General features: G+C 71.9%; 20 protein-coding genes. 10 read left to right on the top strand and 10 right to left on the bottom strand.

What is annotated here, in order from left to right:
* Window positions 1-39: 39 nt before the first annotated feature.
* The 6 genes from AC1C2V_RS15950 to AC1C2V_RS15925 all read right to left on the bottom strand — a co-directional run bounded on the left by AC1C2V_RS15950 (window position 40) and on the right by AC1C2V_RS15925 (window position 6,692).
* Window positions 40-1,305: an ABC transporter permease gene (locus AC1C2V_RS15950; protein WP_495390619.1), complete on the bottom strand. Its 1,266-nt coding sequence runs from the start codon at window positions 1,303-1,305 to the stop codon at window positions 40-42.
* Window positions 1,302-2,240 (bottom strand): ABC transporter ATP-binding protein, encoded by a 939-nt coding sequence (locus AC1C2V_RS15945; RefSeq protein WP_495390618.1) that lies wholly within the window; start codon window positions 2,238-2,240, stop codon window positions 1,302-1,304. Before AC1C2V_RS15945 ends, AC1C2V_RS15950 begins: the two co-directional genes overlap by 4 nt.
* 102 nt (window positions 2,241-2,342) lie before the next feature.
* Complete coding sequence (locus tag AC1C2V_RS15940) at window positions 2,343-3,353, bottom strand: aldo/keto reductase (RefSeq protein ID WP_495390617.1); 1,011 nt, start codon at window positions 3,351-3,353, stop codon at window positions 2,343-2,345.
* Window positions 3,350-3,781 carry a MerR family transcriptional regulator gene (locus AC1C2V_RS15935; protein WP_495390616.1) on the bottom strand — a complete coding sequence of 144 codons (432 nt, stop codon included), beginning with the start codon at window positions 3,779-3,781 and terminating at the stop codon, window positions 3,350-3,352. Before AC1C2V_RS15935 ends, AC1C2V_RS15940 begins: the two co-directional genes overlap by 4 nt.
* A 785-nt stretch (window positions 3,782-4,566) precedes the next feature.
* Entirely contained in the window at window positions 4,567-5,202 is a 636-nt protein-coding gene (locus AC1C2V_RS15930; protein ID WP_495390709.1) for a response regulator, read from the bottom strand.
* A gap of 83 nt (window positions 5,203-5,285) precedes the next feature.
* Window positions 5,286-6,692, bottom strand: a complete 1,407-nt coding sequence (locus AC1C2V_RS15925; protein WP_495390615.1) for a sensor histidine kinase — start codon at window positions 6,690-6,692, stop codon at window positions 5,286-5,288.
* Window positions 6,693-6,755: 63 nt separating this feature from the next.
* Between AC1C2V_RS15925 and AC1C2V_RS15920 the strand changes: the two genes are divergently transcribed.
* The 6 genes from AC1C2V_RS15920 to AC1C2V_RS15895 all read left to right on the top strand — a co-directional run bounded on the left by AC1C2V_RS15920 (window position 6,756) and on the right by AC1C2V_RS15895 (window position 14,731).
* Entirely contained in the window at window positions 6,756-7,616 is an 861-nt protein-coding gene (locus AC1C2V_RS15920; RefSeq protein ID WP_495390614.1) for an MBL fold metallo-hydrolase, read from the top strand.
* Window positions 7,617-7,661: 45 nt separating this feature from the next.
* Window positions 7,662-8,714, top strand: coding sequence for a DMT family transporter (locus tag AC1C2V_RS15915; protein ID WP_495390613.1), 1,053 nt, complete (start codon window positions 7,662-7,664; stop codon window positions 8,712-8,714).
* Window positions 8,715-8,979: 265 nt separating this feature from the next.
* On the top strand, window positions 8,980-9,921 hold the full coding sequence (locus tag AC1C2V_RS15910) for an ABC transporter permease (protein ID WP_495390612.1): 942 nt from the start codon (window positions 8,980-8,982) through the stop codon (window positions 9,919-9,921).
* 31 nt (window positions 9,922-9,952) lie between these two features.
* Window positions 9,953-10,873, top strand: a complete 921-nt coding sequence (locus tag AC1C2V_RS15905; protein ID WP_495390611.1) for an ABC transporter permease — start codon at window positions 9,953-9,955, stop codon at window positions 10,871-10,873.
* The gene (locus AC1C2V_RS15900; protein ID WP_495390610.1) at window positions 10,870-12,948 is read left to right on the top strand and encodes an ABC transporter ATP-binding protein; all 2,079 of its coding nucleotides are present in this window, start codon (window positions 10,870-10,872) and stop codon (window positions 12,946-12,948) included. The genes AC1C2V_RS15905 and AC1C2V_RS15900 overlap by 4 nt, the downstream gene beginning before the upstream one ends.
* 64 nt (window positions 12,949-13,012) lie before the next feature.
* Window positions 13,013-14,731, top strand: coding sequence for an ABC transporter family substrate-binding protein (locus AC1C2V_RS15895; RefSeq protein WP_495390609.1), 1,719 nt, complete (start codon window positions 13,013-13,015; stop codon window positions 14,729-14,731).
* A 111-nt stretch (window positions 14,732-14,842) separates the two neighbouring features.
* Here AC1C2V_RS15895 and AC1C2V_RS15890 read toward each other — a convergent pair whose 3' ends face one another.
* Window positions 14,843-16,255, bottom strand: coding sequence for an LVIVD repeat-containing protein (locus AC1C2V_RS15890; RefSeq protein ID WP_495390608.1), 1,413 nt, complete (start codon window positions 16,253-16,255; stop codon window positions 14,843-14,845).
* A 141-nt stretch (window positions 16,256-16,396) separates the two neighbouring features.
* Here AC1C2V_RS15890 and AC1C2V_RS15885 point away from each other — a divergent pair, with 141 nt between their 5' ends.
* On the top strand, window positions 16,397-17,131 hold the full coding sequence (locus tag AC1C2V_RS15885) for a DUF305 domain-containing protein (protein WP_495390607.1): 735 nt from the start codon (window positions 16,397-16,399) through the stop codon (window positions 17,129-17,131).
* A 3-nt stretch (window positions 17,132-17,134) separates the two neighbouring features.
* On the opposite strand, the gene AC1C2V_RS15880 is transcribed toward AC1C2V_RS15885, so the two are convergent.
* Both AC1C2V_RS15880 and AC1C2V_RS15875 read right to left on the bottom strand, forming a co-directional pair.
* Window positions 17,135-19,342 (bottom strand): SpoIIE family protein phosphatase, encoded by a 2,208-nt coding sequence (locus AC1C2V_RS15880; RefSeq protein WP_495390606.1) that lies wholly within the window; start codon window positions 19,340-19,342, stop codon window positions 17,135-17,137.
* 88 nt (window positions 19,343-19,430) lie between these two features.
* Window positions 19,431-20,297 carry a CPBP family glutamic-type intramembrane protease gene (locus AC1C2V_RS15875; protein ID WP_495390605.1) on the bottom strand — a complete coding sequence of 289 codons (867 nt, stop codon included), beginning with the start codon at window positions 20,295-20,297 and terminating at the stop codon, window positions 19,431-19,433.
* An 87-nt stretch (window positions 20,298-20,384) separates the two neighbouring features.
* Between AC1C2V_RS15875 and AC1C2V_RS15870 the strand changes: the two genes are divergently transcribed.
* Window positions 20,385-22,136 carry a SpoIIE family protein phosphatase gene (locus AC1C2V_RS15870; protein ID WP_495390604.1) on the top strand — a complete coding sequence of 584 codons (1,752 nt, stop codon included), beginning with the start codon at window positions 20,385-20,387 and terminating at the stop codon, window positions 22,134-22,136.
* Window positions 22,137-22,276: 140 nt separating this feature from the next.
* Here AC1C2V_RS15870 and AC1C2V_RS15865 read toward each other — a convergent pair whose 3' ends face one another.
* On the bottom strand, window positions 22,277-22,942 hold the full coding sequence (locus AC1C2V_RS15865; RefSeq protein ID WP_495390603.1) for a biliverdin-producing heme oxygenase: 666 nt from the start codon (window positions 22,940-22,942) through the stop codon (window positions 22,277-22,279).
* 302 nt (window positions 22,943-23,244) lie between these two features.
* On the opposite strand from AC1C2V_RS15865, the gene AC1C2V_RS15860 reads away from it, so the two are divergent.
* On the top strand, window positions 23,245-23,868 hold the full coding sequence (locus AC1C2V_RS15860) for a DinB family protein (protein WP_495390602.1): 624 nt from the start codon (window positions 23,245-23,247) through the stop codon (window positions 23,866-23,868).
* Window positions 23,865-24,296, top strand: a complete 432-nt coding sequence (locus AC1C2V_RS15855) for a VOC family protein (RefSeq protein WP_495390601.1) — start codon at window positions 23,865-23,867, stop codon at window positions 24,294-24,296. Before AC1C2V_RS15860 ends, AC1C2V_RS15855 begins: the two co-directional genes overlap by 4 nt.
* Window positions 24,297-24,302: the final 6 nt, after the last annotated feature.

The following is a 24,302-nucleotide window of genomic DNA, read 5'->3' as shown; positions in this document are numbered from 1 at the left end:
CAGGTACACCAATACCTCCCTCTGGCCCTGACAACTCGGTCAGGACGCCGTGAGCGCGCGCTTCCAGCTGAGGCGCCCGCCGGTCTGCAGCAGCGCCCCGCGGTAGGCGCGCTCGCCCACCAGGAGCGCGACGACGGCGAACGCAAGGAGGATCAGCAGCGACAGGATCGGCTCCCACCACAGGGCGTCGCCGGACAGCACGCGCACCGGCATCGACACGACGTTGGCGACGGGCACGTACGACAGGACGGTCTCGAGGGTGCCGCTGGCCGAGAACGTCAGGAAGTAGATGCCCATCACCGCCATCGTCATCGGCGTGGTGGTGTGCTGCAGGTCCTCGGCGCGGGACGCGAGCGCCCCGGCCACCGCGTACAGGGCCGCGAGCCCGAGGAAGCCGACGGCGAAGAACAGCACGAACCAGACGAGCGACGTCGACAGCGCCGGCAGGATCGACGCGGTCGGCGTGAACGACAGGGCAGCCAGGCCGACGGCCGCGAACACCACGTTCTGCGCCAGCGCCACCACCGAGCTGCCGAGGATCTTGCCCACCATCAGCTGCCGCAGCGGCACGGCGGTGGCCAGGATCTCGACGAGCCGCGACTGCTTCTCCTCCACCACGCTGCCCGCGATCATCTGGCCCGAGCCGATGACGCCGATGAAGAACAGCAGCGCCAGGGCGAGCGACGCGAAGAACAGCGTCTGCGAGTCGACGGCGTCGCCGTCGATCCGGTCGGTGGACAGGGTGCCGCCCTCGGTGAGCTCGGCGGTGGTGGTGCCCGCGGCCTCGGCGTTGTCCTCGAGGGTCTGCTCCGCGACGCCCGCCGTGAGCAGCCCGGTCAGCGTCGTGTCGGGGTCGGACTGGCCGGTGAGCACCCAGCCCCCGTCTGCGGGGTGCAGCCAGGCGTCCGCGTCGCCGTCGGTGAGCGCGGCGCGGGCGGCGTCGCCGTCCGCCACCTCGACGACCTCGAGCTCGGCGCCGCCGCCCTGCTCCTCGGGGACGGCCCCGGCCGTCTCGACCGCCGCGGTGGCGACCGTGTCCCCGGCGGTGACGGCGACGGTGAAGCTGTCGGTCTTGCTGCCCTGCCACGCCATGAACGCGGCCAGCACGGCGATGATCGCGACCGAGACGAGCAGCCCCACGAGGAACGTCTTGTTGAGGGCGCGCACCACGATCTCGCGGTTCATCACGACGAGCCAGGCGCCGCGGGTGCCCTCCTCGCCCTGTCGGTCGAGCGGGCGACGTCCTGAGCCGGTCGAAGGGTCGAGACCCTGCGCATCCGGACGGGTCGTGGTGGTCGTGGTCATGCCGTCACCTCGCGGTAGATCTGGGCCAGCGTGGGCTTCAGGGGAGTGAGCTCGCGGACGCCGCCGCGCTCAAGGGCCGTGGCGAGCAGGCGCTGCACGGTCGCGTCGTCGGCGAGCTCGAGCAGCGCGACGGGGCCGTCGACGTCGATCGCGTGCACGCCGGGCACCTCCCGCACCCAGCCCGCGTCGCCGCCGGTCACGAGGCGGTGGCGCACCCGGCCCGCCTGCTGCAGGTCGGCGGGGCGGCCGTCGGCCATGACCCGCCCGGCCTTGAGGATCACGAGCCGCTCGCACAGCCGCTCCACCAGGTCGAGCTGGTGCGAGCTGAACAGCACGGGCACGCCGCGGGCGGAGTGCTCGGCCAGCAGGTCCGCCATCCCGTCGACGGCGGCGGGGTCGAGGCCGCTGAACGGCTCGTCGAGCACCAGCAGGCGCGGGGCCCCCATGAGCGCCGCGACGATCTGCACGCGCTGCTGGTTGCCGAGCGACAGCTTCTCGACGTGCTCCTTCGACCTGTCGCCGAGCCCCAGGCGCTCGAGGTGCTCGAGCACCTCCCTCTTGGCCGTGGCGGCGGGGATGCCGCGCAGCCGCGCCAGGTAGACGAGCTGGTCGAGCACCGGCTGCTTGGGGTACAGGCCGCGCTCCTCGGGCATGTACCCGAAGGTGCGCCGGTCGCCCCGCGTCACGGGGTTCCCGCCGAACCGCACCTCGCCGGCGGTCGGGCCGAGGACGCCCATGATCATCCGCATGGTCGTGGTCTTGCCCGCGCCGTTGCCGCCCACGAACCCGGTGAGCAGCCCGGGCGGGGCGGTGAACGACACGTCGTCGACGGCGGTCAGGTCGCCAAAGGTGCGCGTGAGGCCGCGCACCTCGAGGGCGGCGTCGGCACGGTGTGCCCGCCCGGCGGGTGTTGCGGGAGTCGTGAGGCTGGTCATGGCGTCCACGCTAGGCAGCCGCGGGGCCGCGCGGATCCGCCCTACGACGGAGATCGCCGCCTCCGCCCCTGGGCGGAGACGGCGTCTCTCCTGCTCTGGCGCCTACTCGCGGGTCTCGGACACCCAGTCCGGGTTCGACCGGTCGGAGCGGGCACCGACCACGCCGTCGGCCAGCTCGCCGAGCGCGGACGCGGCCTCGTCGTCGAGCTCCAGGCGCAACGACGCGAGGTTCTCGTCCACCCGGGCCGCGCGGCGGGAGCCCGGGATCGGCACCACGGGCAGCCCGAGCACCTCCCCCTGGCGGCGGAGCCAGGCCAGCGCGACCTGGGCCGGCGTCGCGCCCCGCTCCTCGGCAATGCCGCGGAGCACGGCCACCAGCGCCTGGTTGGCCTCGAACGCCGAACCGCGGAACCGCTCGAGGTTGCTGCGCCAGTCCCCCGCCAGCATCTCCGCGCCGCCCAGGGTGCCCGTGAGGAACCCGCGGCTGAGCGGCGAGTACGGCACGAAGCCCACCCCGAGCTCAGCCGCCGTCGGCACGACCGCACGCTCCACGTCGCGGCTCCACAGCGACCACTCGCTCTGCACCGCCGCGATCGGGTGCACGGCCTGCGCCGCGCGGAGCTCCGCCGCCGTGACCTCCGAGAGACCGAGGTGGCGCACCTTGCCCGCCGTCACCAGGTCGGCCATCGCCCCGACGACCTCCTCGACCGGCACCCGCGGGTCGCGACGGTGCAGGTAGTACAGGTCGATGACGTCGACGCCCAGGCGGCGCAGGCTCGCGTCGGCCGCCTCGGCGACGTACGCCGTGTCGTTGCGCACGCCCATGCGCGTGTACGTGTCGTCCTCGGGCACGATCCCGAACTTGGTTGCGAGGGTGACCTCGTCGCGACGGTCCGCGAGCAGCCGCGCGATCAGCCGCTCGTTCGAGCCCGCGCCGTACAGGTCGGCGGTGTCGATCAGGTCGATGCCCGCGTCGAGGACGTGGTGCAGCGTGGCGAGCGCGTCCGCCTCGTCCACCTCGCCGTAGACCTGGGCGAGGCCCATCGCGCCGTAGCCGAGCAGGGAGGTGGTGAGGCCGTCGCCGAGCGTGGTGCGCGGGGTGGTCGTGGTCATGAGTCGTTCCTCTCGGCGGTCACGGGCAGGCCGTCGCAGTCGAGCCCCGCGGCGATCAGCTCGCCGTAGTGGTCGATCTTGTGCTCGACCGTGGCCAGGTCCTGCGCGAGCTGGGCCTGCTGCTGGCGGATGTTCGCGCGCTGCTTCTCCAGCAGCGCCAGACGACGGCCGTGGGAGCGCGCGCCGGCCTCGGACATGCGCACGAACTCGCGCACGTCGGCGACGGGCATCCCGGTGCGCCGCAGCGCCACGACGAGCCCCACGAAGACCACCAGCCGCTCCGGGTAGCGCCGTCGCCCGTCCGTCCCACGCGGGGTCGGGGGCAACAGCCCCTCGCGCTCGTACCAGCGCAGCGCGTCCACGCTCAGGCCGCTGTGCGCGGCCACTTCGCGGATGCCGAGCGTGACTTCCGTCTCCACTGCCGTCATGGGTCGACCGTAGGAGCTGGAGTGCACTCCAGCGCAAGGAACTTCCGCTCTCGACGTAGCGACTTCTTCGCGTCCGGGCGCAGGACGGCGAGAGATCGCTACGTCGACCGACGAGGGCTGTGGATGACGGCTGCCAGGCCGGCCCGACCCCGGTCTGCTGCACGGATGCATCGTCGCCTCGTCGTCCCCGGGCGCCTCCGCGCTGTCGCCGCCAGGCAGGAGGGCCTGGTGTCCTCGGGCCAGTGTCACGAACACGGCCTCACCGACCGGCACGTCGCCCTGCTCGTGCGTCGCGACGAGTGGAGCCGCGTCCTCCGCGGGTCGGCGCGGTGCCGCCCGTGCAACCTCATGGTGGGACGAGTCCGACCCGGGCGGAGTCGCCGATCGAGACCGCGACGCGGCTGGCCTGCGCGGACGCGGGTTGCCCGCCCGACGCGCTGCAGCTCGTCGTCCACGACGCCGACGGCTGGTTCCTCGCACGCGCCGACCTGGCGTGGATCCTGCCGGGTGGCCGGCTGCTCCTCGCCGAGCTCGACGGGCGCGACACCCACACAACGCCGGAGGCGCTGTTCGGCGACCGACGTCGGCAGAACGGGCTCACGAGCCGCGGGGCGGTGCTGCTGCGGTTCACGGGGCGCGACGTCACCCGGGGCGTGGTCGTCGCGGAGGTGCGCCGGCTCCCGGCCAGCGAGGGCTGGACTTCTCGCCCGTGGGCTCCGGACCGGCCGTACGTGCTGTCGACGTCACACTGCCCGCACGTCCGTGCGCAGGACGGTGAGGGATCGCTACGTCAGCGTGCGGTGGTAGAAGACCACGGCCTGCACGCGGTCGCGCAGCTGCAGCTTGGCCAGCAGGTTCGACACGTGCGTCTTGACCGTGGCCTCGCCGAGGAACAGCTCCGTGGCGACCTCCGCGTTCGACAGCCCGCGGCCGACCAGCACCAGCACCTCCCGCTCGCGCGGAGTGAGCTGCTCGAGCCCGCCACCGCCGGTCGAGCTTGTCGAAACCCGGGTCTCGACAGGACCGACCGACGACCGGACCGCCTCGACCGACGGCCTGCCGGAGACCATCCGCTCGATGACGCGCCGCGTCACCTCCGGGGCGAGCAGCGCGTGCCCGGCCGCGACGGTCCGGACGGCGTCGACCAGCCGGTCGGCGTCGGAGTTCTTGAGCAGGAAGCCGGACGCGCCGGCGCGCAGCGCGTCGTCGACGTAGGCGTCGTCGTCGAACGTGGTGAGCACGAGCACCTTGGCAAGGTCGGCGGCGACGATCCGGCGGGTGGCCTCGATGCCGTCCATCACGGGCATCTGCACGTCCATGAGCACGACGTCGGGGCGCAGCGCCCGCGCCTGCTCCACGGCCTTGGCGCCGTCGGCGGCCTCGCCCACCACCTCGACGTCCGGCTCGACGGACAGGATCATCGCGAAACCGGAGCGCACGAGGCGCTGGTCGTCGACGAGCAGCACGCGGGTCGGTGCGCCGCCGCCGGGGGTGTCGACGCTGGTCACGGGCGGTTCTCGGGCAGGGGCAGGCGCACCCGCACACGGTAGCCGCCGGTGACGCGCGGCCCGACGTCGGCGAGCCCGCCGTGCGTGGCGACCCGCTCGCGCACCCCCATCAGGCCCATCCCCGTCCCGGTGGACCCCGGGCGCGGACAGCCGTCGTCGAGCACCTCCACCTCGGCGAACCCGTGGCGGAACCGCTCCGCCCCCGGCTGACCGATCGAGACCGGACGCCGGTCCACCCGCACGACGACGCTCGCCCGCCGCGCGGTGGAGTGCTTGCGCACGTTGCTCAACGCCTCCTGCGCGGTGCGGTAGAGGCTGAGGCCGACGGGCGCGGGCACCCCGTCGACCGCGCCCGGGTCCGCCACGACGCGCACCTCGACGTCGAGCCCGCCGGCGTCCTCAGCGAGGCCGGGGATGTCGGGGAGCCCCGGCTCGGGGGCGCGGCTCTCCGGGGCGGCGCCCCCGGCCCGCGACCCGTCGTCCGGGCCGGGGTCGATCCCGCGCAGGGTGCCGAGCAGCCCCCGCATCTGCGTCACGGCCTCGCGCGACTCCCCCTCGATGGTGGCCAGCGGGACGGCGGCGGCCTCGGGGTCGCGGGCGAGCATCCGGCGGGCGGCGGCGGCCTGGATGCCGATGACGGACACGTGGTGCGCGACGACGTCGTGCAGCTCGCGGGCGATGCGCAGCCGCTCCGTCACCACCGCCTGCCGCTGCAGCTCCAACGTCTGGCGCTCGATCGTCTCCGCCTGCTCCTCGAGCTGCTCGCGGCGTCGCGCGGCGTGCCACATGAGCTGGCCGCCCGCCACCGCCCCGTAGAAGTAGGCGAAGTTGAAGAGCCAGGTGTAGGCGACCATGGCGATACCCGGGCTGATCAGGCCGGGGTGCGGGACGTCCAGGTCGAGCTGGTCGACGATCCCCTGCACGCCGGCCCCCGCCGCGAACTGCCACGCGAGCCAGAGGAACATCGCCAGCAGCGCGGCCCCGACGACGACCGTCATCGCCTGCCGGTCCCGCGCCCACGCCACCGCGCTGAACAGCGCGACGAAGTAGACGACCTGCAGCGGCGCGACCGCCGTCACCATCGGGACGGTCAGGCCCACGACGAGGAAGTGCAGGTACACCAGGGCAAGCACCGTCAGCGGGTACCGGCGACGCCACGCGAGCGGGACGGCGCCCGCGGCGGCGATCACGAACAGGCCCCAGGCGGGGGTGTCGACCCCCACGAAGCTGCCGAAGCTGCGGGCCAGCTCGGTGCCCACGACCGTGACGACGACGAACGCCGCGCCGAGCCACAGGTCGTTCCGGTAGGCGCGCGACGGGTCGGCGGGGATGCGCTCCCAGCCGGAGCCGATCCCCCACCAGTCGGAGAGGCGCGTGGTCATACTCGTGGTCTCCTGCGGCACCTGCCCAGCCTAGGGAGCGCAAAGCGCTGGGCGCCTCCGCCTCGAGGTGGAAGTCTGGTCGACATGGCCACGGATCAGTCGACCACCGATGAGTTCTGGATCTGCCGCACCTGCGCGGTCGAGCACGCCTCCCGCCCGGACGTCTGCGCGATCTGCGCCGACGAGCGGCAGTGGGTGCCCGCCGCCGGCCAGGCCTGGACCACCCTCGACGAGCTGGCGGCCGAGGGCCGCGCCGTCGAGGTCGTCGAGCTGGAACCCGGCCTGCTCGGGCTGCAGACCGCGCCCGGGGTCGGCATCGGGCAGCGGGCCAAGGTGGTGAGCACCTCCGCGGGGGCGCTGCTGTGGGACCTGCTGGGCTTCGTCGACGACGGCGTGGTCGCGGCAGTCGTCGACGCGGCCGGGGGCGGCGACGTCGTGGTCGCGGCCAGCCACCCGCACATGTTCGGCGTGCAGGTGGAGTGGAGCCGGCGGATTGCCGCGGCGATAGGCCATGATGTCCCGGTGCTGGTCAGCGAGGCCGACGCCGGCTGGGTGGCGCGCCCCGACGCCGTCATCGAGACGTGGTCGGGAGAGCGTGAGGTCCTGCCCGGCGTGGTGCTCAGCCAGCCGGGCGGGCACTTCCCCGGCTCGGCGGTCGTGCACTGGGCGGACGGCGCCGACGGGCGCGGGGTGCTGCTGTCCGGCGACACGATCTTCGCCAACCCCGACCGCACGTCCGTGAGCTTCATGCGCAGCTACCCCAACCGCATCCCGCTGTCGGGGGCGGTCGTGACGCGGGTCGCAGAGCACGTCGCCCGCCGACCGTTCGAGCGGCTCTACAACAACTTCGAGGGCGTGATCCCCGCCGACGCGCGCGACATCGTGCTGCGCTCCGCCGAGCGTCACGCCGCGTGGGTGCGCGGGGACTTCGACCACCTCACCTGACTCCTCGCCGGAACCGGGTCTCGACACGCCCGACCGACGGGGACAATGGCGGCCGTGGCAACCATCGCGACCGGGCGGCAGCGCGCCATCGGCGTCGGGCTGGCGATCGTCGCGGGGGTCGCAGCCGCGCTGCAGAGCCGCGTCAACGGCACCGTCGCCACCGAGACGGGCACGGCGTTCGGCACGGCGGCGCTGTCGTTCGGCTCCGGCTTGGTGCTGCTCACCGCCGCCCTCCCGTTCTCCCGCGCCGGGCGGTCGGCCGTCGCACAGGTCGCGGCCGGCCTGCACCACGGCCGCGCCGGGCGGCGGCCGGGCGGGCTGCGCTGGTGGGAGTGTCTCGGCGGGCTCGGCGGGGCGTTCTACGTGATGTCGCAGGGGCTCACGGTCGACGCCCTCGGCGTGGCCGTCTTCACCATCGCGCTCGTGGCCGGGCAGTCGGTGAGCTCCCTCGTCATCGACCGGCTGGGCCTGGCCCCCGGCGGCGTGCGCCTGGTGACCGCGGGGCGGGCGGCCGGGCCGGTGCTGACCGTCGTGGCGGTGGTCGTGGTCGCTGGCGCGGGGGCGTCGACGGCGGCCCTCGGGCTCGCGCTGTTCCCGCTGGTGTCGGGGATCCTGCAGTCGTTCCAGCAGGCGCTCAACGGGCGGGTGCGCACGGCGGTGCGCCCGGCCCCGCTGGTTGAGCCCGTCGAAATCGTCGAGCCCGTCGAAACCCGGGCCTCGACCTCCGGGAGAGACGGCGGCGTGCTGGCGGCGACGTTCGTGAGCTTCCTCGTGGGGACGGCGGCGCTGCTGGTCGTGTTCACGGTGTCGCTCGTCGTCGGGGGCCCGCCCACCGGCGCGTTCCCCCCGGACCTCCTGCTCTACTCCGGCGGCCTGCTGGGGATCGTCTTCATCGCCCTGCAGGCGGCCGTGGTGCAGCGCATCGGCGTGCTGCTGCTCGGGCTCGGCATGATCGCCGGCCAGGTGGTCGGGGCGCTGGTGCTCGACCTCGCCTCTCCCGGCGTCGCCCCGCCCGGCGGCCCGACCTACGTCGGGGCCGCCCTCACCCTCCTCGCCGTCGCCGTCCCGCTCGCCGAAGGCGCGCTCCGCCGCCGCTGAGCCTCGCCGGGTCCCGCTGGTTGAGCCTGCGCAACGGACGATCGTCCGGCCCAACGGTCGCGCAACGCCCGGGGTGCGGCGTTGCTTACGGCGTGTTGCCGGTATGTTCGCCTCGAGCACGAATCGGTAACGATCCACAGTTCCGCGGGAAATGTGACCTGGGCGACGATCGGCCCCTGTAACGTCACGGCACCGCGACCATCCATGAGAGAGCCCGCCGACCTTGACTCGATATCTGCTACGCCGCACTGCCGGTTGGTTGCTCATGGTGGTAGCCGTCACGAACCTGACCTATCTCCTTGCCTGGGCCTACCTCGATCCCCGGAGCAACTACGTCGGCCGACGCCCACCGCTGAGCGAGGTGCAGATCGTCAATCTGCTCGAGCCGCGCAACCTGGACGACGGCACCCCCCTCCTCGAGCGCTGGTGGTCGTGGTTCAGCGGGATCGTCCTTCACTGGGACTGGGGCGTGAGCCCCACGGGGCAGTCCGTCAACGAGCAGGTGTCCTACCGCATGTGGGTCTCGGGCGAGCTCATGCTCGGTGCGACCGTCCTCCTGACCCTGATTGGCATCGCGCTGGGCGTCTACAGCGCGTCCCGGCAGTACCGCCTCGGCGACCGGATCGCCCAGGGCACGTCGATCATCACGATGAACATCCCGATCGTCGTGGCTGCGCTCGGGCTCGTGCTGCTCGCGATCGGGTTCAACAGCGCCGTCGGCACCACCGTCTTCTACGTCACCGGGTCGTCGAGCCCTGGCGTGAGCGGGTTCTTCCCCACCCTCGTCGACACCGCGCAGCACATCGCGCTGCCCACGATCGCGCTGGTCCTGGTCGGCTACGCGCAGTACCACTTCCTGCAGCGGTCCCTGCTGCTCGACAACATCAAGTCCGACTACGTGCGCATGGCCCGGGCCAAGGGCCTGACCAAGCAGCAGGCGATCCGCAAGCACGCGCTGCGCACGTCCCTGATCCCGGTCACGACGCAGGTCGCCTTCTCGATCCCGGCCATCTTCACCGGCGCGGTGCTGACCGAGTCGATCTTCGCCTGGAAGGGCATGGGGCAGTACTTCATCGAGACGATCTCGAAGAACGACGTCAACGGCGTGGTCGCGGTGGCAGCGTTCGGCGCCGTCATGACCGCGGTCGGTGCCATCCTCGCGGACGTCGCGGTCGTCGCCCTCGATCCCCGAGTGCGGGTGAGCTGACATGGCAACGGATTCCTCCACACCCGGCTCGATGGTCGATCCCCTCGCGGAGGGCGATAACCTGCCCCCCGTCGTCGCGGGTCCCGAGGCGCGCAAGCGCCTCTCGAAGTGGCGCCTGTACGGCCGCCGGTTCGCCCGCAACCGGCCCGCCGTCGCGGGGATCGTCATCTTCGTGCTGCTCGTGCTCTTCGCGCTGCTCGGCTCGCTGTTCCAGAAGTTCGACTCCGTCGAGCTCGACTTCCTCGCGCTGTCCGACCCGCCGAGCCCCGAGCACTGGTTCGGCACCAACAACGCCGGCAACGACATCTACGCGATGGTCGTGGTCGGGCTGCAGCGCTCGCTGCTGATCGCGGTCGTGGTGGCCACGGGCACGACGATCCTGTCCGCCGTCATCGGCACCGCCGCCGCCTACTTCGGCGGGCGCATCGAGAAGGTCTCGCTGTTCGTCATCCACTTCCTGATGGTGGCGCCGACGTTCCTGCTGCTCGCGATGATGTCCAACGACTCCGGCGGCGACTGGCGCGTGATCGCCCTCGTCCTCATCCTCGTCAGCTGGTTCTTCCAGGCCCGCACCATCTGGACGCTGTCCCTGTCGCTGCGCGAGCGGGAGTTCGTCCACGCCGCGCGCTACATGGGCGTGCCCGGGTTCCGCATCGTGCTGCGCCACCTGATCCCCAACATCGGGTCGCTGCTGGTCATCAACTTCACGCTCGGCGTCGTGGGCGCCGTGATGGCCGAGACGGGCCTGTCGTTCCTCGGGTTCGGGGTCAAGCTGCCCGACGTCTCGCTCGGCTCCCTCATCGGCATCGGCGCCTCGAGCATCTCGAGCGCTCCGTGGCTGTTCTCCTTCCCCGCGGCGGCGCTGACCCTGCTGACCGTCTCCATGGCGCTCATCGCCGACGGCCTGCGGGATGCCCTCGATCCCACCTCCGCAGCGGGAGGCCGCGCATGACCACCCCCATCCTCTCCGTCCGCGACCTCACCGTCAGCTTCCCGTCCGAGGCCGGCCGCGTCGACGCCGTGCGCGGCGTCTCCTTCGACCTCTCCGCGGGGCGCACCCTCGGCATCGTGGGCGAGTCCGGCTCCGGCAAGTCCGTCACGTCGCTCGCCGTCATGGGCCTGCTCGACGAGAACGCCCGCATCGGCGGCTCGGTGGCGTTCGAGGGGCAGGAGCTGCTCGGCAAGAGCGACGCGCAGATGTCCAAGATCCGCGGCAACGGCATCGCGATGATCTTCCAGGACCCGCTCACGTCACTGACGCCGGTGTTCAGCGTCGGCGACCAGATCGTCGAGGCCCTCACGATCCACAACCCGCGGATGTCGCGCCGCGCCGCGTGGGACCGCGCCGTGGAGCTGCTCAAGCTCGTCGGTATCCCCCGCCCCCAGGAGCGGGTGCGCTCGTTCCCGCACGAGTTCTCCGGCGGCATGCGCCAGCGGGTGGTCATCGCGATCGCGATGGCGAACAACCCGAAGCTCATCATCGCCGACGAGCCGACGACGGCCCTCGACGTCACCATCCAGGCGCAGATCCTGGACCTCATCGGCACCGCTCAGCGCGAGACCGGCGCCGCGGTCATGATGATCACCCACGACATGGGCGTGGTCGCGCACACCGCTGACGACGTGATCGTGATGTACGCCGGCCGGGCGATCGAGCGGGCGCCGGTCGACACGCTGTTCGCCGACACGCGCATGCCGTACTCGATCGGCCTGCTCGGCGCGATCCCCCGCGTCGACAAGGCCGAGAAGCAGCCGCTGGTGCCGATCAAGGGCAGCCCCCCGCTCCTGGTCGACCTGCCGGACGCCTGCCCGTTCGCGGACCGCTGCCCGATCGTGACCGACGCCTGCCGCACCGCCGAGCCCGAGCTCGTCACTGTGGGCGACCAGGTGGGTGGGCAGGTGGGCGGGCAGGGCGACCACCGCGCCGCCTGCATCCGCGCCGAGGAGATCCGCGCGGGCCGCATCGACGACGGCCCGGTCTACCCGGTCCCGACCGTCCCCACCTCGACGCTCGAGTCGGTGCCGCGCGACCTGCGCGAGCCCACGCTCGAGGTCGAGAACCTCACGAAGTCGTTCCCGCTGACCCGGGGCTCCTTCCGCAAGCGCAAGATCGGCGAGGTGCATGCCGTCAAGGGCGTCAGCTTCGACATCCGCGAGGGTGAGACGATGGCGATCGTCGGCGAGTCCGGGTCGGGCAAGACCACGACGCTGCTGCAGATCATGGACTTCGCGCCGCAGGCCGACGGCGACATCCGGATCGTCGGCACCAGCGTCACCGACATCAAGCGCGGGCGCGCCGAGCGGGAGCTGCGCCACGACGTCCAGATCGTCTTCCAGGACCCGGTGGGCTCGCTCGACCCGCGCATGACCATCTTCGACGTCATCGCCGAGCCGTTGCGCACCGGGCACATGGCGGCCGCCGAGGTCGGCCCGCGGGTCGACGAGCTGATGGACCTCGTCGGCCTGGACCCCGCCCACAGCGACCGGTTCCCGGCGGCCTTCTCCGGCGGCCAGCGGCAGCGGATCGGCATCGCGCGGGCCCTGGCCACCAACCCGAAGCTGGTGGTGCTGGACGAGCCCGTGTCGGCCCTCGACGTGTCCGTCCAGGCCGGCGTCATCAACCTGCTCGACGAGCTCAAGGTGCGCCTGGGCCTGTCGTACCTCTTCGTCGCGCACGACCTCTCGGTCGTGCGGCACATCGCCGACCGCGTGGCCGTGATGTACCTCGGCAGCTTCGTCGAGCACGGCGACGTCGACGCGGTGTTCGACGACCCGCAGCACCCGTACACCCGGGCGCTGCTGTCCGCGATCCCCATCCCGGATCCCGTCAAGGAGCGCGGCCGCGAGCACATCGTGCTCACCGGCGACCTCCCGAGCCCGACCGACACGATTCCGGGGTGTGCCTTCGTCACGCGGTGCCCGCTCTATCAGACGCTCGACGAGACCGAGCGGGTCGCCTGCGAGACGAAGGTGCCGGCTCTCACCGGCCGCACCGGTGTCCACGTGAACGCCTGCCACTACCGCTGACGTTCCGCCCCACCACTTCACTCCATCCATCAAGAAAGCGCCCGCGAGGCGCGAAAGGAGCACCATGAGGTTGCACAACCGACTGGCAGGCAGCGTCGCCGCCGCCGGCGTGCTCGCCCTGGCCCTGACCGCCTGCGGTGGCGGCAACGGGGACGGTGGCGACGAGCCGACGGCCGAGGCCCAGAGCATCGAGGGCGCGGACTACAACCCGCAGCCGCGCGAGAACCTCGAGCAGGGCGGCGAGGTGACCCTCGCCATCGACGAGATCACCCCCCAGATGAACGCCAACCACTCCGACGGCTCGGTCGACACGGCCAAGGTCTGGGCGTGGTACAACCCGCAGCCGATCCTCATGTCCCCGGAGGGCAAGGCCGAGGCCAACCCCGCCTACCTCACCGACTGGACCACCGAGGTCGTCGACGGCAAGACCGTCGTCACGTACACGATCAACCCCGAGGCGGTCTGGAACGACGGCAGCCCGATCACCTGGGAGTCGTACGAGCAGGGCTGGATCGCGAACCGGTCGACCGACGAGAAGTACGTGCCGAACACCACGGACGGCTACTCGCAGATCGAGTCGGTCACCCAGGGCGAGGACGAGCGCCAGGCGGTCGTCACGTTCAAGTCGGAGTTCCCCTGGACCGAGGGCCTCTTCTGGAACCTCATGAACCCGAATGTCGACTCGCCCAAGGTCTTCAACGAGGGCTACGTCGAGGAGGCCCACCCCGAGTGGGGCGCCGGGCCGTACAAGATCGACGACTTCGACATCAACGGCGGCGTCATCTCGTTCGTGCCGAACGAGAACTGGTGGGGCGACGAGCCCATGCTCGACAAGGTCACGTTCCGGGTGCTCGACCCGGTCGCCGCGGTCAACGCGTTCCAGAACGGCGAGATCGACATGGTCGAGAACCTCACCGCGGACAACCTCGAGCAGCTCGCCGACGTCGAGGGTGCCGCCACGTATCGCGCGCAGCGCGCATCGAGCAACCTGTTCCAGCTCAACGCCGAGCGCCCGCAGCTCGCGGACCTCGAGGTGCGCGAGGCGATCTTCAAGGCGATCGACCGCGAGCAGATCAAGGAGGTCGTCTGGAACGGCCTCGGCTACACCGAGACCGAGGCCGGCTCGTTCAACCTGTACCCGTTCCAGGAGGGCTACGTCGACGCGCTCGCCGAGTCGGGCTGGTCGCACGACGTCGAGGCTGCCACCGCCGCCCTCGACGAGGCCGGGTGGGCACTGAACGGCGACGTCCGCGAGAAGGACGGCCAGAAGCTCGAGGGCCGGATGCCGATCTTCGGCGAGGACCCGATCACCGAGGCACGCGCCAAGGTGGTGCAGCAGCAGCTCGCCCAGATCGGCTTCGCGCTCGAGATCGACAAGCGCCCCGCGAGCGACTTCTCCACCGTCCTGACCACGAAGGACTGGGACATCGTGATCATGGGCTTCTCCTCGAGCGACCCGTACGGCGTGGCGTGGATGTGCCAGGTGTACTGCTCCGACAGCGGCCTGAACCTGTCGATGACCGGCACCAAGGCGATCGACGAGAAGATCGCCGACGTGATGACGCTGCCCACGGCCGAGGAGCAGACCGCGGCCGGCATGAAGCTCGAGTCCGAGATCATGGCCGAGACCTGGGGCATCCTGCCGCTGTACAACGGCCCGTGGATCGCCATGGCGAAGGACGGCCTCGCCAACCTCACCCCCGAGACCTACACCGGTCTCGACCTCTTCGGCCTGCAGCCGGTGGAGAACATGGGCTGGGAGAAGGCCGCCGCGTCGGAGTGACGCGAGCGATCCGCGGCGGCTGAGAAGCCGCACTCGATCAGAACGGCCTCGGGGCCGGTGGGACTTCCCACCGGCCCCGAGGCCGTTTTGCTATCAGCAGGGCTCAGAGGCTCAGAACTTCTGCTGCATCTGCGGGTTCAGCGACTTGAGGTTCGTCTTGGCCTTGCCGTCGATCGAGTCGTCGATGTCGAACGCATCGAAACCGATCCCCAGGTCGTTCGAGTAGGCGTAGCCGTTGTACCAGTAGGTGGACCAGGAGCCACCGCTGGAGATGCCCGCGCCGCGGTCGAACCAGGCGACCTCGGTCGGGTGGGACGAGTCGGTGAAGTCGAACACGGAGACGCCGCCCTGGTACCAGGCCTGGACCATGAGGTCCTTGCCCTTGACGGGGATCAGCGAGCCGTTGTGGGCCACGCAGTTCTCGGTGCTGTCGTTGATGCGCGGGATCTTGTAGTAGCTCTGGAACGCGAGCTTCTTGCCGTTCTTCCCGCCGTGCTTCTTGACCTTCTCGATGTCGTAGATGCCGTTGGCGCCGAGCTCCGGTGCATACTCGCCGGTGCAGGTCGCCAGGCCGCCGCCGCCGAGTTCGTCGGTGAAGACGACCTTGGTCGCGTCGTTGTTGAAGGTGGCCGAGTGCCAGAACGCGAAGTTCTCGGTGTCGCGGACCGTGCTGATCACCTTCGGGTGGGCGCGGTCCTTGATGTCCATCAGGATGCCGTCGCCCATGCACGCTCCGGCGGCGAGGTCGTACTTCGCGTAGGTGGTGATGTCGTGGCAGCCGGAGGTCGCCGAGGCTCTGCGATCCGGGTCGCCCTCGTAGCCGCCCTTCGGGAAGAGGTTCGGTGTGCCGACGAGCTTGGCCGCCGCGGGGTTCTTCACCGGGACCTTCACGATCGAGATGATGTCGTGCGGCGGGCGGCAGTCGGGGTACGACGAGCTCGGGCTGTACGACGAGACGTAGACGTACAGGTCCTTGCCGTTCTTGGTCGGCGCCAGCGAGTGGGTGTGGGAACCGCACGCCGTCTCGACGGCCTTGACGTACTCGGGCTCGAGCGGGTCGGAGATGTCCCAGACCTTGATGCCCTCCCAGGAGCCCTTCTCCGTCGCGGGGCGGGTCGTCGAGGCGCACGAGTCGTCGCTGCGCGACGAGTCGGTGGAGAGCACCAGGATGTCGCCGTAGACGGAGACGTCGTTCTGCGAGCCGGGGCAGTACACCTGGAGCGCCTGGACGGGCTCCTCGGGATCGGACAGGTCGTAGACGGTGAAGCCGTCGTAGTTGCCCGCGTAGGCGTACTTGCCCTGGAACGCGAGGTCAGAGCCGGTGCCCTGCAGGGCGCCGTTCTTCGGGTTGTTGCTGAGGTGCTCGATGTTCGACGACGCCACCTCGCCCGGTGGGACGTCTGGCTCCAACGCATCGGACTGGGCGTCGGACGCTGATGCCGGGGCCGCGAGCCCCAGCACTCCGGCCGTCAGGGCCAGCGAGAGGGCGACGCCGGCGGCGCCCCTCGCCCGTGAACTTCTCATCCGTGAACTCAGGGTTGGACGACGCACAGGCGCCACACCTCCTTGTTGGGTCACACTGAGTGTCGCCTGGAAGCATCCTCCCAACCAGGTGTGCGGGCATCTTTTAACGCGGTGGCAACAACCTCAGGAGAGGATCCACAGGTGACCACAGACCCCCGGCTCCGTCACACGGGCGGCAGTCGCGCCGTCCTGACCTGCGCCTTCGTCCTTGCCATAGGGCTCACCGCCGCGGGGTGCACCGCCGCGGAACCCGAGGTGACCTCGACGCCGTCGTCGGCGGTGCTCGCGCCGGGGAAGCCCGGCGAACCCGCCCGGACGATCGCACCCGAGGACTACGAGGGCATGGGTGACGCCGACGTGGTCACCGACGCCGATGCCGACTTCATGACCCGGATGATCGGCCACCACGCCCAGGCCGTGGAGATGGCGCAGCTGGTTCCCGGGCGGTCGACGTCGGCGCAGATCGCGAAGTTCGCCGATCGAATCCGCCTGACGCAGGACGGCGAGATCCAGTACATGAGCCGTTGGCTCGAGGACCACGACCTCCCGGTGCCCGCGGTCGCCTCACCGACGTCGTCGACGGCGCCGTCGGACGGGAGCGGGCCACGCGCCCCCCAGGCCCACGACCACGACTCCATGCCCGGCATGCTGACCGACGCCGAGATGGCGGCCCTGGCGGACGCGGACGGCACCGCGTTCGACCGGCTCTTCCTCAAGGGCATGATCAAGCACCACGCGGGTGCGCTGGAGATGGTCGAGGACGTCAGCTCCGCCGGGCGGGACGAGACGGTCCAGGAGTTCTCCGCGAACGTGGCGGCGGACCAGATCGCGGAGATCGACCGGATGTCCCGGCTGCTCGACGAGCTCGCCGGCTGAGCGTCAGCCCCGCGCGGGCCCGGACGCGGTCACCAGCAGGGTGGTCGAGTCGTCCTCCGACTCCAGGCCCGCGAGCTTGTGCTCGAGCACCTCGAGGTCCAGCGTCAGCGCAGCCGTGGCACGGAGCTCCTCCAGCCGGGCCCGAAGGGACGTACCGCGCCGCTCGACGAGCCCGTCCGTGTAGAGCAGCAGCGACTGCCCCTCGTGCAGCTCGAGCCGGCCGACCTCTGGAACCGCGGGCATGGCGCCTATCGGCAGGTTCCGCACCACGTCCACCCACTGCGCGCCGTGGCCGTCGACGACCAGGGGCGAGAGGTGGCCCGCGCAGACGTACTCGATCGTCCTGGCGCCCGGGTCGAGGATCGCGGCGAACAGGGTCGCCATGTCACCGCTCAGCAGCGTGCGGGCGAGATGATCGAGCGCCCCGACGGCTCTCCCCACCTCGCCGTGTGTCAGGAGCAGCGACCGCAGCCCGTTGCGGAGCTGGTTCATCGCGGACGCCGCGGGAAGGCCGTGCCCTACGACGTCGCCGATCACCAGGGCGACGCGCCCGTCCGGCATGTCGAACGCGTCGTACCAGTCGCCTCCCACGGACCCGCCGTGGGCCGGGCGGTAGCGGGCCTGGAGTCGCCAGCCCGGCGGGGCGGGCAGCGTGGCGGGCAGCGACGAGTGCTGCAGCACCAGGGCGGCGCCCAGGTCGGGCCGGGTGCGGCGGTAGAGCGCCTCGACGACGGTCCGGCGAGCCACGACCGCGGAACGGACGTCGTCTCCGGACCACGGCTCGCTGGTGCCGTGCACGATCTCCCGCCACCGCGCGAACGAGCTGCGGGGGCCGATGCGCACCGCCCCGTCGTCCTCGCGAACCACGGTCTTGGCACGGGGGTCGCCGGCCCAGGTCACCTCGCGCGTGATCTCCCGGCGGAAGAGCGCCAGCAGGTCGCCGTCGGGCAGGGGCGCCACGAGCGCGCCCGCGACCTCGCCGAGCCCGGCCAGCGCCGGATGATCGGCCCGCAGCTCGTGGGTCGCGAAGACGGGGTTGCCGCCGCCGTCCTCGTGGCGCGGCGGGCTCGCCGACTGCACGGCCTCGACGACGGCGTCGAGCGCGGCCGGCACCGTGCCGATCGTCGCCGAGGTGCCGCCGGTGCGCACCAGGGCGCCGTCGACGCCGAGCACCCGCAGGAGCTCCGGCCGCGCGACCACCTCGGCGATCGGTCCGTCGCTGGCGCCGACCAGCACTTCCAGGGCGTTGGTCACCCGGCGGGCGCGCTCTGCCCGGTCGGCCGCGGCGTGCACCACCATCTGCAGGGACAGGCCGGAGGCGAGCGCCTCCGCCGCCGCGCGCACCTCGAGCGAGGGGGTGTGCGGGCCCTCGTGGTGGCAGGCCACCATGCCCCACAGTCGTCCGCCGTCGAGCAGGGAGATCGACATGGACGCACCCACTCCCATGTTCTTCAGGTACTGGATGTGCACGGGCGAGACGGCCCGCAGGCCGGCGAACGTGAGGTCGGCCGGCACCCCCGTCACCGGGTGCAGCACCGGCACGAGGGCCACCGGCTCGGACCGGACGTCGGAGATGAGCCGCAGCCAGCTCTTCTCGTACAGCGCGCGCGCCTGCGGCGGGATGTCGGACGCCGGGTAGCGCTGCCCGAGGAACGGCTCGAGATCGTCCCGGCGGTCCTCGGCGACCACCTCGCCGTGGTGGTCCACGTCGAACCGGTACACCATGACCCGGTCGAAGCCGGTCACCTCCCGCACCCCGCGCGCCGTGAGGTCGTAGAGCTCACGCAGGGAACCGGCTGTCGCAGCCCTGCCGAGCACGGCGTAGGCGGTGCGGTACCCGTCGCCCGGGTCGGCGTCCTCGTCCCTGGGCTCGAGCTCGACGACGACCGTGCCCTCGGCGGTCCGGTGCGTCGCGGCGATCCACGGGCGGCCGTCGACAGTCACCCGGCGCAGCACCTCGGACAGGGGGCGGGGCTCCAGCGCCCTGGCATGGCGCAGCAGTCCGGCCGCGTCACCCACCGTGGCGTCGAGGCGGTGCCCCAGGATGTCGGGCAGGTCCCGCCCCAGCAGGTCGGGCGCGTTCGCCGACGCCTGGACCACGATGTCGTCGTCCACCACGAGCAGCACACCCCGCGGCTGGACGGCCCCGGGAGCGTGGATGGGCTCCGTGGCACAGGCCTCGAGGTCGACGTCGTCCACAGGGTCGTCCATCGTTGCCTCGCTCATTTTCGGCACACCGCCCAGGGCCGCACTTTCCCACGGCGACCGCCTCGCGCTCAACACGTCGCCCGGGGAGGGCTCAGGGCGCGGTGACGAAGACGTCGAAGAGCTCGGGGTGGTGGCCGTGCACCAGCACGGCGAACACCACGGCGTCGAACAGCAGGTGCACCGTCACAACGTACGGCAGGCTCTTGTAGCGGGCGAAGATCCAGCCCTGCACCAGCGCGAACGGCACGGTCAGCAGCGGCCCCCACTCGCGGTAGCCGAGCTCCCACAGGAACGACACGAAGATCACGGCCTGCAGGGCGTTCGCCGTCCACACCCCGAAGTGGCGCCGCAGCAGGGCGAACACCGTGCACACGAAGAACAGCTCGTCCCAGATGCCCACGGCGTTGACGCCGACGAACAGCCGCGCGATGTCCTCCCCGCCCTCCAGCGCCGGCCAGTTGAGGTACGCGCCCGACCCGAGGAAGTACCAGGGCAGCACCAGGTAGCCCACCAGCACCACGATCGCCAGGTACACGTACTGCCCCGGCGACCAGCGTCGCCCCGTCGCGATCGGGAAGCGCACCACCCCTGGCCCGGTCCCCCCTGAGCCTGTCGAAGGGTCGCGGAACAGGTACCGCGACGCCGCCCACGGCACCAGCACCGCCAAGGAGAGGACGACGGCGAAGCGCGCCATCCCGGCATCGGACAGGTCCGCCTCGAGCGAGATGGTGGAGATGATGCCGAGCGCGACGGCGATCAGCGCCAGGTCGCGGCCCAGCCGCCGGTCCACCAGGAGTCCCAGCCCGACGCCCGCGACCAGCGGCACGTACGCGACCGGGCGTACGTGCACCGCGAACAGGAGGACCGCCGACGCCGATACGAGCGCCGCGGCGACGAGCCGCAGCACCGTCCGCCGCGTCGAGGAGGCGGACGTCGGGGTGCGGGCGGCGATGTCCATCGTCCGGCGAGGATAGCCGTCCCCGTGGAACAATCCGAGCATGGTCGCGGGTCGACGGGCGCACAGCGGGGACGAGGGCGCGGCGCGATGACGACCTCCTACTCCTACCCTGCGCAGGCGCTCGAGGCGGCCGGGCTGGCCCGCGCCGCGGCAGACGCGTCGTTCGACCGCTTCGCCCGGCTGGTGCAGCGCCAGCTCGGGGTGCCCACCGCGCTGGTGACGATCGTCCTGCCCGACGCGCAGGTGTACCCCGGGGCCCTCGGACTGCCCGAGCCCTACCAAGCCGCCCGGCGCACCACCCTGACCGAACCGCTGTGCGGCGAGACCATCAGCCGGGGCGGCCCGCTGGTGGTGGAGGACTTGCGCGCCGACCCGCGCCTGTCGCAAACCGCGACCGTCACCGAGCTGGGCATGGGCGCATACGCCGGGTTCCCGATCTACGACCGCCACGGCACCGCAGTCGGCACGGTGTGCGCGCTCGACCAGGAGGCGCACGCGTGGAGCTCCACCGACCTCGCCACCCTCGCCGACCTCGCCGCCGCCTGCACCGCCGAGCTGCGGCTGCGCCTGGAACGGCATCGCGCCCACCGCATCCAGCAGGTCGCCGTGCACGCCACTCGACGCACCCGGATGCTCCTCGACCTCACGGGCCGGTTCGCCGAGGCGACCACCCTGGACGAGGTCGTCGACGCTCTGCGGGCCTCCGGCCAGGGGCTCGGGACGATCTGGGCCACGCTCGTCCTCGCCGACGGGGCGGGCGCGACGCTCACCCTCGTCGAGCGCGAGGGCGCCTACCCGTATCTGCCCCGGCAGTGGCGCCTCGACCACCCCGCCGTGGCCTCCGTGGCCCGCACCCGACGACCCACCTTCTATCGCGACGGCGCTGCGGCCCTACGCGACCAACCGTCGCTCGCCCCGTGGGTCGTCCCGTCGCTCGGCGGGCTCGCGCTGCTGCCGATGGTCACCGACGACCGCCTGCTCGGCATCGTCGTGCTGGTCTGGCACGGCCCGCACGACCACGGCGACGAGAACAGGCGCACGGCCGTCACGCTCGCGACCTGCGTGGCCCAGGCCCTGGTACGCGTCCGCGTGCTGGAGGACCGGCACCGTGTGGCGACCACGCTCCAGGCGGCGATGCTCACCGACCTCCCCCCCGTGCCGTACCTCGAGCTCGCCTCGACGTACGCGTCGGCCACCAGCACCGACAAGGTGGGCGGCGACTGGTACGACGCCGTCGTGCTCGATCCCCGCTCGAGCGTGCTCATGATCGGCGACGTCACCGGGCACGACATGCAGGCGGCCGCCCGGATGGGTCAGCTCCGCTCGATGCTGCGCACGCTGGTGTGGTGCCACGATGTGCCGCCGGCGCGGCTCCTGGGCGAGCTCGACCGCGCCAACCGAGGCCTGGCGCTGACGGCGACCGGCACCGCCGTCGTCGCCCGGCTGGACCGCACCGGCAGCGAGGAGCCCGGGGCGGCCGACGGCGGCTGCCGCGTCTGGTGGGCGAGCGCGGGCCACCCGCGCCCGGTCGTGATCCGGGCCGACGGCACCGTCGAGGAGCTGCCCGGCCACCCGGACCTCATGCTCGGCGTCGACCCGACGGCCCCGCGCCATGACCACTCCGCCGAGCTCTCCCCCGGCGACACCCTGCTGCTGTACACCGACGGGCTCGTGGAGTCGCGCACCGTCGACTCCACCGCCCGCGCCCGCGACCTGCACCGGACGCTGCAGGACCTGGCCGGCTGCCCGACGGCCGAGCTGCCCCGGCGGCTCGTGGACCGGATGGTGCAGGGCCTGCAGCGCGACGACGTGGCCGTGCTCGCCGCCCGAGTCCGCTGAGATAGTCCGGATCCCCGCGAGGTAGTTCGGATCCCCGCGAGGTAGTTCGAATCTCGGCGAGGTAGTTCGAATCTCGGCGAGGTAGTTCGAATCTCGGCGAGGTAGTTCGGGTCGGGCCGGTAGAGCCTCGGCAGGCGCGGTCAGGGGTGTGCGACGCCCAGCTCGACGAACATCGCGCGGTTCAGCCGAAAGGCCTCCTGGGCCTCGGTGACCGCGAGGTCGACCTCGGCGTCGTCGAGGTCCAGCGCGTCCAGTCGCTCGCGGTAGAGATCCTTGAACGGCTTGGCCTTGGGGATCTCGGGGAACGCGTAGAACTCCAGACCCGCGCCGGACTCCCCTGAGCCGGTCGAAGGGTCGAGCACGTAGTGGCGCTCGAGCATCCGCTTGATGACCTGGCCGCCCGAGAGGTCCCCGAGGTAGCGCGTGTAGGCGTGCGCGGCGTAGCACGCCACGTCCTCGGTGACGGCGAGCAGGCGCGCGACGTAGCGCTCCGTCGCCGGCAGCATGCGGACGACGTCGCGCCACTGCGGACCGTACAGGTGCGCGAGGTCGCGCTCGATGGCGGGCACGCGGGTCAGCTCGTCGAAGACGAGCCCTCGCCCGCGCGCGTCGTCCCGCATCCGCGCGCTGCCCCGCTCCAGGGCCGTGTAGACCGCGAGCTGCTGGGCGGCGAGGTCCGCGTACGCCGCGACGTCGAGCCGGCCGGCGAGGAGACGCTCCACGAACCCCTCGGACTCCGCCCGCGTGTGCTCGGCGCGCGTCCCCTCTCGCAGCAGGGTTGAGAGCAGCGCAACCTCCGTGAACATCGTCAGGGGACCTCCAGGTCGAGAACCGCCGGACGCCCGGCGCGACGTCGTGACAGTTCGTCACGACGTGGCGTCACCGTAGCAGGCAAGGTAAGCCTTGCCTACCTCTTGCCGAGTGGTCCTGGATCCCAGCGAGGTAGTGGGTGGGAACCGCGAGGTAGTTCGAAATTCGGCGAGGTAGTTCAAGATCCGGTGAAGTAGTTCAAGATCCGGCGAAGTAGTTCGGGACTACCTCGGCGATTCTTGAACTACCTCGGAGAAAGGGGTCGCGGGATGTCGGTGGGCGCGGGCACGCTGGGGCGATGACGACGACGCCCCCGGACGCCAAGCCCGTGCTCCGCCGCTACCTGCAGGCCGCCCGCGAGGCGCTGCTGTGGAAGGTCGAGGGTCTGCCCGAGCGGGAGGCCCGCCTGCCCCGCACCCCGACGGGCACCAACCTGCTCGGGCTCATCAAGCACGCGGCAACGGTGGAGATCGGCTACTTCGGCGGGGTGTTCGGGCGTCCGTGGCCCCGCCCGGACGAGACACCCTGGCTGGCGGCAGCCGACGCCCCCGACGCCGACGCCGACGCGCTGCAGGCGGAGTTCTTCGCGACCGCCGACGAGTCGGTCGAGCAGATCGTCGGCCTGTACCGGCGGGCGTGGGACTTCGCGGACGAGACCATCGAGGCGCTGCCCCTCGACGCGCCCGGGCGCGTCGGCTGGTGGCCTGCCGACCGGCACGACGTCACGCTGCACCAGATCCTGGTGCACGTGATCGCAGAGCTGCACCGGCACGCGGGCCACGCGGACATCCTGCGCGAGCAGGCCGACGGCGCCGCCGGACTCCGGGCGGACAACTCGAACCTGGCGGAGGGCTTCGACTACGCCGCGTTCACCGTGACCCTGCGCGGCATCGCCCAGCAGTTCCCCGAGGAGGTCCGATGACCGACGCCCACCAGCCCGCCGTCCCCACGATCCTCCAGGTGGTGGTGGACACCACCGACGCGCGGGGGCTCGCAGAGTTCTACCGCGAGATGTTCGGTCTCGCCTACCGGCCCGGCGACGAGCCGCCCGCTCACGGCGGGCCCGACCCGCGCGGCGCCGACTGGCTGGTGCTGCGCAACCCCGGCGGCGCGCAGCTCGCATTCCAGCAGGTGGAGACGCTGACGCCGTCCACCTGGCCAGACCAGACCGTCCCGCAGCAGCTGCACCTCGACACCACCGTGCCCGACGTCGCCGAGCTGGACCGCCAGCACCAGCGCGCACTGGCCCTCGGGGCGCGGCTGCTGCACGATCGGTCCGACGACCCGGAGGAGCCGCTGCGGGTCTACTCCGACCCCGCTGGCCACCCGTTCTGCATCTTCGTCGCTTAGAGGTCG

The organism is Isoptericola sp. Y541 (assembly GCF_059445465.1).
This window is presented reverse-complemented; position numbering and strand designations above follow the sequence as displayed.